This is a genomic window from Acidithiobacillus sp. TH-A117, assembly GCF_057473465.1.
Genome location: NZ_JBYCKQ010000022.1, coordinates 122,851 through 136,959 on the forward strand (window position 1 = coordinate 122,851; position 14,109 = coordinate 136,959).

15 protein-coding genes are annotated in these 14,109 nt (G+C 50.0%); 3 read left to right on the plus strand and 12 right to left on the minus strand.

Annotation, left to right across the window (positions count from 1 at the left end):
• The first annotated feature begins 278 nt into the window (after nucleotides 1-278).
• Complete coding sequence (locus tag AC2VLR_RS04935) at nucleotides 279-803, plus strand: hypothetical protein (protein WP_486881114.1); 525 nt, start codon at nucleotides 279-281, stop codon at nucleotides 801-803.
• A gap of 10 nt (nucleotides 804-813) precedes the next feature.
• Here AC2VLR_RS04935 and AC2VLR_RS04940 read toward each other — a convergent pair whose 3' ends face one another.
• The 6 genes from AC2VLR_RS04940 to AC2VLR_RS04965 all read right to left on the minus strand — a co-directional run bounded on the left by AC2VLR_RS04940 (nucleotide 814) and on the right by AC2VLR_RS04965 (nucleotide 5,362).
• The gene (locus AC2VLR_RS04940; RefSeq protein WP_486881179.1) at nucleotides 814-936 is read right to left on the minus strand and encodes a YrhK family protein; all 123 of its coding nucleotides are present in this window, start codon (nucleotides 934-936) and stop codon (nucleotides 814-816) included.
• Nucleotides 937-1,518, minus strand: a complete 582-nt coding sequence (locus AC2VLR_RS04945) for a lytic transglycosylase domain-containing protein (RefSeq protein WP_486881115.1) — start codon at nucleotides 1,516-1,518, stop codon at nucleotides 937-939. It abuts the gene before it with no gap.
• A 126-nt stretch (nucleotides 1,519-1,644) separates the two neighbouring features.
• Nucleotides 1,645-2,952, minus strand: coding sequence for a diguanylate cyclase (locus AC2VLR_RS04950; RefSeq protein WP_486881116.1), 1,308 nt, complete (start codon nucleotides 2,950-2,952; stop codon nucleotides 1,645-1,647).
• 126 nt (nucleotides 2,953-3,078) lie between these two features.
• Entirely contained in the window at nucleotides 3,079-3,285 is a 207-nt protein-coding gene (locus AC2VLR_RS04955; protein ID WP_486881117.1) for a DUF1289 domain-containing protein, read from the minus strand.
• Nucleotides 3,275-5,092, minus strand: coding sequence for a cation:proton antiporter (locus AC2VLR_RS04960; RefSeq protein WP_486881118.1), 1,818 nt, complete (start codon nucleotides 5,090-5,092; stop codon nucleotides 3,275-3,277). The genes AC2VLR_RS04955 and AC2VLR_RS04960 overlap by 11 nt, the downstream gene beginning before the upstream one ends.
• A 12-nt stretch (nucleotides 5,093-5,104) precedes the next feature.
• The gene (locus AC2VLR_RS04965; RefSeq protein WP_303646325.1) at nucleotides 5,105-5,362 is read right to left on the minus strand and encodes a GlsB/YeaQ/YmgE family stress response membrane protein; all 258 of its coding nucleotides are present in this window, start codon (nucleotides 5,360-5,362) and stop codon (nucleotides 5,105-5,107) included.
• Nucleotides 5,363-5,652: 290 nt separating this feature from the next.
• On the opposite strand from AC2VLR_RS04965, the gene AC2VLR_RS04970 reads away from it, so the two are divergent.
• Both AC2VLR_RS04970 and AC2VLR_RS04975 read left to right on the plus strand, forming a co-directional pair.
• Nucleotides 5,653-6,594 (plus strand): sulfotransferase family protein, encoded by a 942-nt coding sequence (locus AC2VLR_RS04970; protein ID WP_486881119.1) that lies wholly within the window; start codon nucleotides 5,653-5,655, stop codon nucleotides 6,592-6,594.
• Nucleotides 6,560-7,399: a glycosyltransferase family 25 protein gene (locus AC2VLR_RS04975; RefSeq protein WP_486881120.1), complete on the plus strand. Its 840-nt coding sequence runs from the start codon at nucleotides 6,560-6,562 to the stop codon at nucleotides 7,397-7,399. Before AC2VLR_RS04970 ends, AC2VLR_RS04975 begins: the two co-directional genes overlap by 35 nt.
• A 38-nt stretch (nucleotides 7,400-7,437) precedes the next feature.
• Here the strand turns inward: AC2VLR_RS04975 and AC2VLR_RS04980 are convergent, their stop codons facing one another.
• From AC2VLR_RS04980 to AC2VLR_RS05005, 6 genes are all read right to left on the minus strand, one after another.
• On the minus strand, nucleotides 7,438-7,986 hold the full coding sequence (locus AC2VLR_RS04980) for an HdeD family acid-resistance protein (protein ID WP_486881121.1): 549 nt from the start codon (nucleotides 7,984-7,986) through the stop codon (nucleotides 7,438-7,440).
• Nucleotides 7,983-10,523, minus strand: a complete 2,541-nt coding sequence (gene glgP, locus AC2VLR_RS04985) for an alpha-glucan family phosphorylase (protein WP_486881122.1) — start codon at nucleotides 10,521-10,523, stop codon at nucleotides 7,983-7,985. The genes AC2VLR_RS04980 and glgP overlap by 4 nt, the downstream gene beginning before the upstream one ends.
• 54 nt (nucleotides 10,524-10,577) lie before the next feature.
• The gene (locus AC2VLR_RS04990) at nucleotides 10,578-11,495 is read right to left on the minus strand and encodes an aldolase (protein ID WP_486881123.1); all 918 of its coding nucleotides are present in this window, start codon (nucleotides 11,493-11,495) and stop codon (nucleotides 10,578-10,580) included.
• A 151-nt stretch (nucleotides 11,496-11,646) separates the two neighbouring features.
• Nucleotides 11,647-11,991 carry a hypothetical protein gene (locus AC2VLR_RS04995; protein WP_486881124.1) on the minus strand — a complete coding sequence of 115 codons (345 nt, stop codon included), beginning with the start codon at nucleotides 11,989-11,991 and terminating at the stop codon, nucleotides 11,647-11,649.
• A gap of 53 nt (nucleotides 11,992-12,044) precedes the next feature.
• The gene (ppk2, locus tag AC2VLR_RS05000) at nucleotides 12,045-12,863 is read right to left on the minus strand and encodes a polyphosphate kinase 2 (RefSeq protein WP_486881125.1); all 819 of its coding nucleotides are present in this window, start codon (nucleotides 12,861-12,863) and stop codon (nucleotides 12,045-12,047) included.
• Nucleotides 12,864-13,029: 166 nt separating this feature from the next.
• Nucleotides 13,030-14,109 (minus strand): cytochrome d ubiquinol oxidase subunit II, encoded by a 1,080-nt coding sequence (locus tag AC2VLR_RS05005; protein WP_486881126.1) that lies wholly within the window; start codon nucleotides 14,107-14,109, stop codon nucleotides 13,030-13,032.

The window sequence follows — 14,109 nt, forward strand, 5'->3', positions numbered from 1 at the left end:
ATGGGTTGAGTCTGGTTCCTGGGATATAGGGGCGGTGCAGAAATGCTCCTCCGCAACGGCCAAATCTCGGGCAGAGAGGATTGTGTGTGTGCACTAACAAGGTGCGAACGCGCTTAAATGGTGCATAAGTCGAGGGCAGCATAGGCTATTCGACAGAAAAAAGGGGTGGCAGCACCAGGAGGTGGCAGTTATTTACCTGGAATGACTTTTGCTGAGGTAAAGGTAAGTCGTTTGTTGTCAGAAAGCGGCTGACTTACTTGCAGACTCAGGAGTCCATCATGTTCATAAACGATTGGTTACGCCGTGATCCTCAGTTGCATAGCCTGCGGAATGATCTCGGTGCTGCCCATACACCGGTTTTTTACAGTACCCTGGCCGATAATGCGGGTGCATTACAGGAGCCCATCACCGGAGCGATTTTTTTGTCTCCGGCGTTGGCGGAGCAGCCACTGGAGTGGCGACGCGCACTCCTAGCCAGGGAGCTGGGTCGAGCCCGGGTGCCCAAGCGCAGTCAGCGTTGGCGTTTGGGAATGGCCGCCTTCCTGCTCTGCGTGATACTGGATATCGTGTTGATGCAGGTGCCTCTCGCGCTGATGCCGCGCTTGCTGGATGCCGGAGTAGCCACGGCGTGTTTCTGGCTCGCAATCTGGCAATTTCGCGGCTTGTATGCCAAAAACACCGTTCAAACCACGGACCAGTTTGCCAGTGCCTGGGCGCGTGAGCGCGTGCCGGATTATGATGATCTGATAGCCAAAGCCACCGCCCGGCTCGGCATCCTGCGTTACCTGAAGCCTGCGCGCTGATGAAGCGGTATTACATATCCCAACTGCTGCCCGGCATTTTCTGAAGATGAATATGGCGGACTAGCCGAATAATCGGTCGAATCAGCAGTTCGGCGTTGCCTATGACGAAAAGCCAAACCCCTGCTGTTTCCAGTCAGGTGGCCAGCGCCATTACCTGTGTGGCATATACTTGTGCCGGTATGGGAATCACTCCCTGGGCGACTGTAGTGGGGCCGGCATTATAGGCTTCGAGGGCCTCGCGCAGATGTCCATGAAAAATCGTCAGCAACCGTCGCAAGTAGCGCGCGCCACCCACGATGTTTTGACGCGGTTTCCAGGGATTGACATGGAGAATACGCCAGGCGGTACTGGGCATGAGCTGCATGGGTCCTACCGCCCCGGCATCACTGACTACATTGCTGGCACGACTTTCGACATGAATCACTGCCGCCAGCAATTTGCGGGAAACCCCGGTTTTCCGGGACGCATACAGCACATCCTGACTATAAATCCCGGCCAGATTCTGCCATGCCCCCATGGATATTGAACTTGCCCCTGCCGAAACGGCGGCATGTTGCCGGTGCTTATGGGCGTGTTCACTGCTTGCAGAGGGCTTGGCGGTCAACAGAGAAATTCTTGTGGGGAGCCCGGGAATGCTACGCTGCAAGGGTTGCGGCGCGATGATAAACAGAAAGCTGATTCCGGCCGTCACTGCGGCCACAAAAAATTTTTTCAAATCAAAATAACCACATCGCTTAAGGGAAGTCTTTTTTACATGGTTTTTTTTGCGGGTGCAAGTTTTGACGGATTCTGATTTGTTGTACAGGTGATCTTGCAAGTATTGCAAGGTTACTACACAAAGTTAGGTAGGAGCAGGGGCTGTGTTTGTGGCGAAGTTGCCCCCTCCATTCTGTTTGACCTGGTAAAGGGCCCGATCTGCCCTGGCCAGGGCCAGGGAAAATGGCTGATCTTCTTGGCAAAGCTCGGTCAAGCCGATACTGGCAGAAATCGATACTGCATCATCAGCCAGGGTGATTTTGACTTTTTTCATTTTCGCCTGCACGCGTGAGAGGATGTCCGTGACTTCCATCAAGTTGCAGTTTCTGAAAATGATGGCAAATTCATCTCCACCCAAACGACCAAAAATATCAGTTTCCCGGAGAGTCTCCCTCAAAAGCGAAACAAAAATCTTGAGAACGCGATCTCCATTCAGGTGTCCATAAAGATCATTGATGGGTTTGAATTTATCCATGTCTATCACCGCGAGCAAACTGTTTTCAGGGTGTCTTCGCAGGTGTTTGATATGCAGATTGGCTTTTTCGAGAAAGGCTCTTCGATTCAATATGCCAGTCATTACATCAATAGTCGCCAGATGCTGCAATTTTTCCTTGAAGGCTACCTGCTCGCTGACATCTCTGAAAATACCTTCCATACCGAGAAAAGTATTGTTGGGGCCATATATAGCCTGGCTGGTGATTTCTATATCAACAATATGACCTTTTTTATGTCGCAAACGTGCCGGAAAGTTTTGAATTTTTTTATGTTTTTTTATCGCGGAAACTACCTTTTCACGATCTTCAGGATAATAATAAAAATTTGCTGCGGGAAGGCCTATTACTTCATCTGGGGTGTAACCTAATACATTATAGGCTGCCGGTCCTACCAGAGTGAGGTTTTGTTCACTATCTGTCCGGTAGAAAACATCCAGCATGTTTTCAAACAGGCGCTGAAAATTCTGTTCGGATTGACTGATACCATGTCCCATTTCCTCATTCAGCTCAGTAGCTATGGACAAAACTAGAGTTTTTCCAGCAATTTCAATTATGGAGCTGATAGAGATAACGTGTTTTATTTTGCCGCAGACGGTGTAGACCCGAGATTCTGTAGGCTTGTTTTGGGGATAATGTGAACTCAGTAATTCCAGGCGATCAAGAATACGTCCATGATCCAAGGGATGAATAAATGCAGTTAGATCCTTACCTAAAAAGAAATCTGCAGTTTCCCCTTCAAAAAGGCTAATGGCGGATTGATTAAGGAAAAGTATTTTTCTGTGCAGCGTTAGGGAATGAGGTAGAGGATGTCGCTTTAATAACTCCAGCCCGGAAATCTGCGCTAGAATCACCTGAGCTTCATCAGGTGCCAGGGTTTCTGTTTTTTCTGGGTAGTTCAAAGGTGGCTTGAATCCTTAATCAGATGAAGCATGACCAGGTAGGTTCTTTATCAGCAAAGGCTATCATCTCAGCTACTGGTTGTAAACATAAGCAAATAATAAAATTGATATTTTTGTTTGGTGGGGTCACAATCCCTTGGCTTTACGTTGCTGATCCCACCAGCCATTTTGGCGAATGCGTTGCCAGGTTACTGCTTTTTGTTCAGGGGTCATGGTAATCCACTGACAAACTTCTGCAAAAGTCCGGCCACAAGACTTGCAGACCTCATCACCCAGTGCGGTGGTACAAAATCCCAGGCAGGGAGAGTCTGGTAGATCGGATTTATGGGACATCTGTGTGGGGAGTTTGATTTTCCGGGGCGACCAAAGCCATCACCTGATCTTCGGCACCCGGCTCCAAGAAGGCGTCATCACTATTGATAATCATCAGTTTTCCATTTTTGGTCAGAATGAATAATACGATATAGCCTTGCGGAAATTGCTGCTGATATTGTGCCCAGTCAAACTGTTCGGTGAGCCCGGTTACCTTTATGTTCCATCCTTTTTCCATTTTGTCCAGCAGCATGCTGGCGGTGGCAGCATCATTAAAAAGATGCCGGCGGCGGTGTTGTCTTGCCGTCCGGTTGCGCGCGCTGGTTTTTTGGCTGCTGCCATCCGCGAGGGTAAAAACGGCGCGGTGCCCGAATTCCGGATCATAGCGCAAAGAGGCGATCAGATTGCGTGCAGCATCCGTCGAGAGAGCCAGCAGATACCCAAAGCCTACCAGATCCAGTTGTCGATCTGCCGCCTCAGAGACCGGGCTACCCAGAAAAGTATCCAGACCGGCCATGCGCGCTGTCTGAATCTGGCGATATTCATCATCAATCAATAACGGCCGAAATCCCCAATCTTTGAGTTTGTCGGCAACCGCAATGGCAAAAGCATTGGCTCCGACAATCAGGATACCATGGGGATCTTTTTCAGAGACACCCAATAGTCTGGCTATGGGACGGGCGGTAAAACTAGCGAGGAGGACGGTTACAATAATGAGCGCAAAGGTCAGGGGGACGAACAAATGGGCTTTCGGATAGTTCAGCGCTTCCAGTTGGGCGGCATAGACGGGAGCCCCAGCTGCCGCGACAATGCCTCTGGGCGCAATCCACCCGGTCATGAAGCGCTCTTTCCAGTTGAGTTCTTTTCCATCATAAGCCAGCAAGACCTTGACGGGTTGGGCGATGAGTTGAATGACCAGCATCAACAACACCCCGGAAACAATGACTTGTTCCAGCGCCTTCAGATCCAGACGGGCGGCAAGGAGAATAAATAAAATGGAAATCAGCAGAATGGAAAGGCTTTCCTTAAAATTCAAGATGTTTTCCAGAGGGACATCACGCATGTTAGCCAGCCAGATGCCCATCAGGGTGACGGCGAGCAGTCCCGATTCATGGGCGATCTGGTTGGCACCGGCAAAAATAATAAAAACGCTTCCCAGAGCGACCACGCCATGCAGATAATCAGGTATGGCCCGCTGCCGCAGTAGCCATCCCAGAATTTGTCCAGCGATGATGCCTAACAGGAGTCCTGCACCCAGCATCTTCAGGAACACGACTACAGCAGTACTGAGTACAGTGGAACCATGGTGGGCGATGACCGCCTCAAAAACCAGCACGGCCAGGAGTGCGCCAATGGGGTCAATCAGGATGCTTTCCCATTTGAGTACATTGCTGATACGCGCGTTGGGTCGCGCGGCTCGGAGTACCGGCCCGATGACGGTGGGTCCTGATACCACCACTACCGCACCAAATAATATGGCCATGGACCAGTTGAATCCGGCTATCCAGTGTGTCGCTGCAGCCAGGATCAACCAACTGCTGAGAGTACCCAGGCTGACCATTCTGCGGATAACGGAACCCAGTCCACCCAGTTCCTGCAAGCGCAGATTCAGCGCCCCCTCAAAAAGGATTACCGCTACGGCCAGGGAGATACCGGGAAAAAGCAGTGGTCCAAATAACTGATCCGGGTGAACCCAGCCAAGGATCGGGCCCACCAGAATACCAATACCTAAAAGAAATAAAATGGCGGGTAGTTTAACCCGCCATGCCAGCCACTGGCTGGCTGAGCCGAGAATGACCAGCCCCGCCAGAATGATCAGGTTGTTCATGAATGGAAACGCTTATAATTTTTTAATGAGCTTGATAATCAACAGAAGAATGATCGCGCCGATCAAGGCTACGACAATGGCGCCAATGATGCCTGCACCAATCAGCCCGGCCAGGCCAACGGCAGTCAGAATGAAGCCACCGATGAAAGCCCCGATGATACCGACGATGATGTCGCCAACAATACCGAAGCCGCGCCCCTTGATGATCAATCCGGCCAGCCACCCGGCAATACCGCCGACAATCAAAAAAACAATAATATTCATTAACATGGTCTTTTCCTTTGAGGTTATAAAACATACTAAGATTATCATAAATACTCTTCAGGTGGCTATAAAAAAATAAAATCATATTAATACATTGTTAAATATTGCGGGATTTGCGCAGTGTCATGAATCAAGATTTGTTCATACTTCTTAACAATTCTTCAGGCTAATGAGTCTTATCATGGATACGCCTTAAGTCTTATAATACATTTTAGGTGAGTGGGACTCGCTTCCGGATGAAGATTCATTATTGATTTATGTAATAAAGCTTTAATAAATAAATGAAAGGTTTTTATATGATTGGTAATATATCAGTACATAATTCAGATAGTCATCAATCTCAAAAAAGTATCGTCTGCGTTATCGGTATGCACCGCAGTGGAACCAGCGCTATTGCTAGAGGGCTTGAGTGTCTTGGTTTACAAATGGGGAATGCGCTGATTGCACCGGGTGATGATAATCCAAAGGGGTATTGGGAGGATAAAGACGTTCTTGAAATAAACAAGGAGATTCTCGAGTTTGCGGACGTTGCTTGGAATGATGTGAGGATACTGCCGGATTCACTATTTATAGAAGGCCCATTAAATGTTTATGTGGATCGTGCAAAAAAATTGCTTGAAAGCCGTATAAAGCAATACCCCAATTGGGGTTTTAAAGATCCGAGAACATTACGGGTACTACCATATTGGTTGCAAGCTGCAAAACAGGCTGACATTGGACTAAGGTTTGTCGTTGCTTTGCGTCACCCTTACGCTGTAGCAGAATCTCTGCATAAGCGTAACGGGATTTCGCGGGTGCGCGGACAATTAATGTGGGGAGCTTACGTATTACCATTTTTGTCACTGATCAGAAAATATCCACATGTTTTCATTTCTTACGATGGTTTGCTTCAGGATCCAATAATTAACGTGAATAAGATGGCTGAAATGCTAGCTCTTGTCGTAGATAATAAAAAGCTTGAAATTTATGTTGAGAATTTTCTTAGTCAATCTCTAAAACACCATTCAGAGCCGCCAAGAGAATCCGGATTATCTAAGCAGGTATTACCTGTTACAGATGAAATATATCATATATTAATGGCCATGAATAGGGAGGATGACGCCAATTTATGGGAACTTTTTGCTTTGCGCTATGAAGAATACAAACGCTATCAAGGTGTTCTTGAAGAGCTGGATGCAGAAAGTGATTACCATTGGAAACGTCGTGGCAGCTTTATTAAAAGATTATTTTATGGCTAAGACTGATAACAGCGAACGCTTTGCAGATGCTGAAACTATCGCAAATGGAAATTATATTCCACCTATTCATGTGATTTCTATAGCTACTCACTCTGAGCGGCGATTACATATCATTGCGGAAAGCCAGCGACTAGGTTTGCAAATTAATCTATTTGATGCATATTCTTTTCAGGATCTTGCTGAGTATCCTGATTTCTATGATCAATCGTATCGAAAAAAACATTTTGGTTATAATATGACACCCGGTGAAGTCGGCTGTTTTCTTAGTCATAGAAAACTCTGGCAGCAATGTGCACAATCTGATGATTTGGCCTGGTGTATTCTTGAGGATGATGTGACATTACATCCCCAATTTGTCCAAAAAATGGCACTAGTTATGGATACCATAAGTGATTGGGATATTTTACGGCTGATGAGTGAGCGATGGGATCGGCGTGGCAGATTATATCGCCGTGTGGATAAGGAATTATGTTTGATGCGTTACATTCGCCAACCTCAGGGGACCGCAGCATATCTTATTCGTCCAGAGGCCGCCCAAATTCTTTTGGAACATACTGAAAAAATTCTGGATGCCGTAGACAAAATGATGGATCAATACTGGTTGCATGGACTGCGGCTCTTGGTGTTGAATCCCGATCTGGTATCGATTAATGAGAAGCTGCCATCCATCATACAGGAACGTGGGTGGTCTGCAGAACACGACAAAACCCGTCCATTATGGCGGAGCTTGCAGAGAGATCTCAGAAACGGCTGGGAAGCTTGCTGTGCACAGGGCTATTTCTGGTCTCATTATTTTCATAAATAAATATAATCTTACTTTTTTATTTGAGTATGGAATCGGTTTTAATCGGGTTTCATATTGCGCAGCATCAGTAAAATAATTCCGTCAAATATCAGATTGACACCCACGAAAATCCCGACCAGGACCAGGGAACCACGCGGCCAGGTGACCACGAAGAGCAGGGCAATGAGCACGTCCACCATGCCGCTGAAAATGGACCAGCCCCGGCTGTGTCCCGGATAGACCTTGGACTGGGTGAAATTACGGTAGGCATCCACAATGAAATACAAGACAAACATCAGACCAATGGCGGCAATGCCGGCGTTGGGCATGGCGATCATGATCCCGCCGGTTATGAACAGCAAAAGTGGCTTCAGCCAGTCCGAGAGCTGATGCTGACGCATTTGCAGGCTATGCCAAATCCAGGTGGCCCCCGACAGGATCAATACAGCGGCAATAATTCCGTCGGTGACTGCAGAAAGGATAATAGGGCTCATAATGCCAAAAATGCCAATCAGAATGAGTAAGATGGCTACAGGCAATAAATGCTTTCCGAACATTTTCTTTTCGGTTTCGATGATGTTTTGCAGATTTGGAATTTGTCCGTTCAATGTCTTGTCCTTTTATCGATACCACAGTATTTCAGCACTTTCCGTGGGGACCAGGCAGTGCGCATGATAGGGAATGATACGCGGGGTATAGTCATCTGCAGGCCGGTCTGCCGGCATATCAACCGTATAATTGTAGCTGTTGATGGCCCCCCTGAGCGCCTCACTGCGCTGCATGGGAATGATTTCCATAGGGCTGTGGTATCGTCGTTCGCAAACAGCTCAACAGCGATGGCCTCACAATCCAGATCATCCAGGTACACATGAACCTGGAAATAATGACGATTATTTTCTGTGTGTATATGTAAATCGCCAAAGCGCAACAGCGGCCAATGCTGGCGGATGTTTTTCTGCCATTGACAAATGGCTTCAATACGGTTTTTTTCACTGCGCGCGGCAAGCAGGCGTGCGGCGGGTTCGTAAAGGTTAGAGACATACTCCCGGAGCATCCGGTTGCTGCTGAAGAGCGGGGTCAGGCGACTCATGCTTTCACGAATTTTTTGTACCCAGCCTTGCGGGCAACCGCTGGCATCACGATCATGGTAAAAAAGCGGCACAATATCCTGTTCCAGCAATTGATAGACCGCTTCTGCCTCCTGAGCGTCCCACTGGAGGTCATCATCATGCTCTGCTCGATCCCCAATCGCCCATCCTGTTTCAGGGCAGTAAGCTTCCGCCCACCAGCCATCCAGTTCCGACAGATTCAGTCCGCCATTGACCAGCACCTTCATACCGCTGGTACCGCTGGCCTCCCAGGGACGACGCGGGGTGTTGATCCACAGGTCTACTCCCTGGACCAGGTGTTCCGCAACCAGCATGTCATAATCCGCAATAAACACGATGTGACTGGCCAGTTCCGGGTGCTGCTGGATAAACTGGTTCCATTCCTGGATCATGCCTTTCCCCACTTCATCCCGGGGATGGGCTTTGCCAGCAATCAGTATTTGCACGGGATAATGGGGGTTGGTCAGTAACCGTCTGAGTCTTTCCGGATTGCTGAGCAGCAGATTAGGCCGCTTATAGGCGGTAAAGCGCCGGGCAAAGCCGATGGTCAGGGCATTGGGATCCAGAGCCAGAGCGGCACGCTCCTGTTCTTCCTGGGGAGCGTGGGCCTGGGCCAGTTGCTGCTGCAGGCGTTGGCGGGCAAAGTGAATGACCTGTTGCCGGCCGCTGCTGCGCAATTCCCAAATGATTTGATCCGGCGTTTTGCGAAATTCGGCTTCGAGATTTTGCAAGTCGCCCAGCCAGCGCTTTTTCCCGCAACAATCAGTCCACAAGGCATCGGCTTCGGCAGAATCCCATGAAGGCATGTGCACACCATTGGTCACATGGGTAACCGGAACTTCTGCTTCGGGCCAGCGCGGGAAAAGCGGTTGAAACAGGTGGCGGCTGACGGCACCGTGCAGGCGGCTGACGCCATTGACGATAATGCTACCGCGAATGGCCAGCCACGCCATGTTGAAAGGCGCATGGATATCTTCAGGATTTTCCCGGCCCAGGGCGAGAATATTTTCTGCATCAATGCCAAAAGCTTCTGGTGCTCCGCCGACATAACGGTTCATCAGCTCCGCCGGGAAACGGTCAAAACCAGCCGCAACTGGAGTGTGGGTCGTGAAAATGTTTCCGGCTCGGGTGGCATTCAGCGCACAATCAAAGAGGCTGCCATGATCCTGCATGTGGCTATATGCCCGCGCCAGAATGGCAAAAGCGGCATGACCCTCATTAAGATGACAGATTTCCGGTTGAATCCCCAGGCGTCGTAATAACATCCAACCACCGATGCCGAGACAGATCTCCTGCTGCAGGCGCGTTTCCAGCCCGCCCCCATACAGTTCGGCAGTAATACCCCGGTCTGCGGGAGTGTTCAGGGGATCATTGCTGTCGAGCAGATACAAGGTCACCCGTCCGACCTGGGCTTGCCAGGCGCGCAATATGACCTTGCGGCCGGGGAAAGGGAGCTGCAGGCGCAACCACTCTCCTTCACTGTCGCGAACGGGAGTGACGGGCATCTGGGTCGGGTCATTATAGGGATAAAATTCCTGTTGGCGGCTGTTTTCATCCAGAGTCTGACGAAAATATCCCTGTTGCCAAAGTAACCCGATACCCCACATGGGAATACCCAGATCGCTGGCCGTTTTCAGGCAGTCACCAGCGAGAATTCCCAGTCCTCCAGAGTAGATGGGGAGCGCCTCGGAAAGGCCGAATTCCATACTGAAATAGGCAACCTGCGTAAACGATGCCTGCCGATGGTTTTCGGCAAACCAGCTGCTTTGCGTGAGTTGTTCTTGATGCAGGGCGGTGAATGCCTGGAGCTTGGCAATAAATGCGGAATTATGGGCCAGATCCTGCAAGGTTTGCCCACTGATGTTTTGCAAGATCAGCCAGGGATTGCGGGTTTGCTCCCAAAGTTCCGGCGCGATTTCGGCCCAAAGCGTATCAGCCGCGTGACTCCAAGACCAGCGTAAATCCAGGGCCAGATCAGCCAGACCACTGAGGGATTCAGGGAGTTGCGGAAGTAAATAGCAGGGGGCGATGGTCACAGCTTCCTCCGGTGCATAAGGGATAAAATTGCTCCATGTCGAACAGGTGAATGGTCATGAAGGGACGAGGTATTTGACGGCTTCTTCAACATCCTGATTATGGACGACCATGGCATGGATGGCCCGACAAAAAGCGATGGCATCAGTCTGGCTGCGCTGGTGGACATTGCGACCGGTGGCACAGCCTTGGGTGCCACCCAGATGGATCTGCTCATGCAGGCGCTGCAGGAAGGATTTTGCGTCCGTTTCCGAGCCGCCAGCACAAATGACCTGGGTACGTCCTGCCGCCGCAACAGCCTCGCCGAGGAGGTATGCGTCCATGTTGCCCTGATCATCCAGCGGCGGATTCACTTTGGCGAAGTCAGCCCCCAGACAAGCTACCAGACCGGCGGCACCCGCTATCATGTGGGGATCCTGCTCGCGCTTGCCGACCGCTTTGCCGCGTGGATATGCCCAGATGACGGCCAGAAGCCCCATGTTGTGAGCATCCTGAATCAGGCGCGCGGCTTCACTTAACATTTGCGCTTCATAGGCTGAGCCGGGATAAATGGTATAGCCGACACCCACCACCTTCAGGCCGGAGTGACGCACAAAATCCTGCACCTGAGACATGCTCTGCCACTGGCTGCTGAGCGGATCCTGTTCTGCCGTTTTCAGCAGATGAGTTTTGCTGTTGAGTTTCAGCAGATAGGGGATTTCAGGATAGTCCCGGCCATAATGACTGATCAGCCCCATCTGCGCTGCAAAACAACCTACGGGCGCAGCATTGGCAATACGAAAAAGGTGCTCCGGATCCGCGTCATCAGCGGCTACTCCGGCGCCCACAAAGTCATCATTGAGGTGTTCGACTTTCTGGTCACCGGCCATCAGAAAAAGGCGACCACTTTCCTGGGTCGCCAATTGATAATTTTCTGTCCAGCGCTTGGCGCTGTCGTTGGGAATGCCCAAAGGCGGGCGGCGTGTTGCAGACATGCGGGTATCTCCTTTCATCATATATCCGGTGAATCTCAGAGGAATGCGCCTGTTTCCGGCTTTACAGCTTCACCAGTAATTATAGAAGATCGCTACGATTTGCGGGTTTTTCGCGACACCGTAGCGATAGCGCTGCATCGGCCTGTCAGCGTCAGGACGTTTGATTCCGCGCTTTTTCGACCCGGTGACTGAGTATGGCGATTTCATGGGCCAGTTGATATTGTGGACGGGTGAGTTCCCATTCTCGTGCCTGTTCCGCATCATAGCTTTCTGCATCGCAGAGTGCGGAAAGCTGATCGCAGCTCATGCTGTCATTCAGAAAACCGATAAATCCAATCATCTGTTCATTGCCCAGGACACCCACTGCGGCATCCAGGGATAATCCCGTCTTGCCGCTGAGTTGCTCGGCAGCGGCCATAGTGGCTGCATCCAGAGGATCCTCGTTTTTAATGGCCAGGGCACGGGTCAGGGCAGTTTGTAAATCCAGGGTAGACATAAATTTCCTCCATAGTAAACAAGGGTTGAACAGAATTGTTGGGTGATGTCCGCTCAGGCTTGGATCATACCGTTTTCCAGATAAAGAGGATTGTACTCAAAAATAATCGATGAATCAGGCAAAACGCCCGTCTCGTCCTTGTCCGCATAGCTGAGCCGGCTCAATATGCCCTTGATAAGCTGCAGGCGCGCTGTTTTTTTGTCATTGGCGTTGATCACCATCCAGGGTGCGAAAGGAGAATGACTACGGGCAAACATGATATTGCGGGCTGCACTATAATCCTGCCAATGTTTTACCGCTTTTTCGTCAATAGGGCTGGTTTTCCATTGTTTAAGTGGATCATCCTTGCGCGATTCGAGACGACGCTTTTGCTCGTCACGGGAAATATCCAGATAAAACTTGAAAAGATGAATGCCCGAGCGTACCAGCATGCCTTCAAAGTCGTTCACTTCGGCAAAAAACTCTTCATATTGATCGTCACTACAAAAGCCCATGACTTTTTCGACACCAGCACGGTTATACCAACTCCGGTTGAAAAAGACTATTTCCGCCGCTGAGGGCAGATGTTCGATATAGCGCTGAAAATACCACTGGCTCTGTTCTCTGTCCGAGGGTTTGTTCAGGGCCACCACCCGGGTTTCCCTGGGACTGAGGTGTTCGATCACTCTTTTGATGGAACCGTCCTTGCCCGCGGAATCCCGCCCCTCCAGAATGACCAGAATTTTTTCATTTTTGTGAATGATGTCTCTTTGTAACTTGACCAATTCAATCTGGAGGTTGTGCAATTCGGCCTTGTAATGGGCCTTCTCCGCATGTTTGTTGTCGGCAGCTGAACTTTCCTCTGATTTGATTGTATGGTCTTTTTTTGTCATTTCAAAACCCCTTCATGATTTTCTGAGTCGATAAAGGCCTTGCAAGGCCGGACAAACACCAGCTTAAGTCGGTATGGAGATTATAGAACATTTCCATGTGATTATGTGAAAGCACAAAAAAAGAGGGCCAAACGGCCCTCCAATGGATCATCACCAGGTAAGCGGTTTAATGACTTTCGTACCCTGCAAGATGGGTGATGCGTTTGCGGAACACCCAGATTTGGTAGATGTTATAGGTAATCATCACCGGCACGAATCCGGTCATGAACAGGGTCAGAATGGCCAGATCATTGGCAGGATTGGCTCCAGCGCTGATGGTCCAGGTCTGAGGGATGATGTAGGGGAAATTGGTTGCCCACATTCCGCCCCACATGAAGACCACAATGGCACCACACCAGAGCAAAGCAGAAAAATCGCGGTGTCCGGCATGATTGGTCATCATCTTGTAAGCAGATATCAAAATGGCAATCAGCAGAATCAACCAGCCGAACCAGCCACTGCCGGTCCATTTGGCGGCATCGGGCATGATGGCATATGACCAGATCAGGGTAATGACCACCGCCGCCAGTGCCAGAAAAGAGAACAGGGTGGCGGCTTTATGAGCCTTCAGATAGATCGGATCATTCTGTTCAAAGCGGGCACATAAATACAGGGTTCCCGCCAGTCCGCCAGCAATCAGTGCAGCAATGCCAGTCCAGACGCTGAAAGCCGAGAGGAAGCTCAAGGCATTTCCGGAAAAATGCGGCACCGTATTCACAAAGGGATCGTTGGCCACCTGGATACCCTGAGCGTTGCCGGTCGCCATGGAAAAACCCAGCAGGGTGGCCCCCAGGGCGATCCCTGCAAACAAGGCGGCAATGAGACTGCCAAAGCCAAACATGAAGCCCCAGAATTTGCGGCTACTTTTGGCATGGACGTGAAACTCAAAGGCCACGGCCCGGGAAATGATACCCCAGAGCGCAAACATCAACGGAATCATGAGGTAATTGAAAGTGGCCCCGTAAACCAGAGGAAAGGCCCCAAAAATGACGCCGCCCGCAACTACCAGCCAGGTTTCATTGGCATCCCAAGTGCCGGCCATGGAGGACATGACTGCTGCCCGATCATTCTCGTTGTTGAGGAGCAGGGAAAATACGCCTGCGCCCAGATCAGCCCCGTCGAGCACAATATAAATGACAAAGAATACGCCCAGCAGAATCCACCAGAAAGTACCCAATGTGCTGTGTATGCGAAATATTTCATTCAT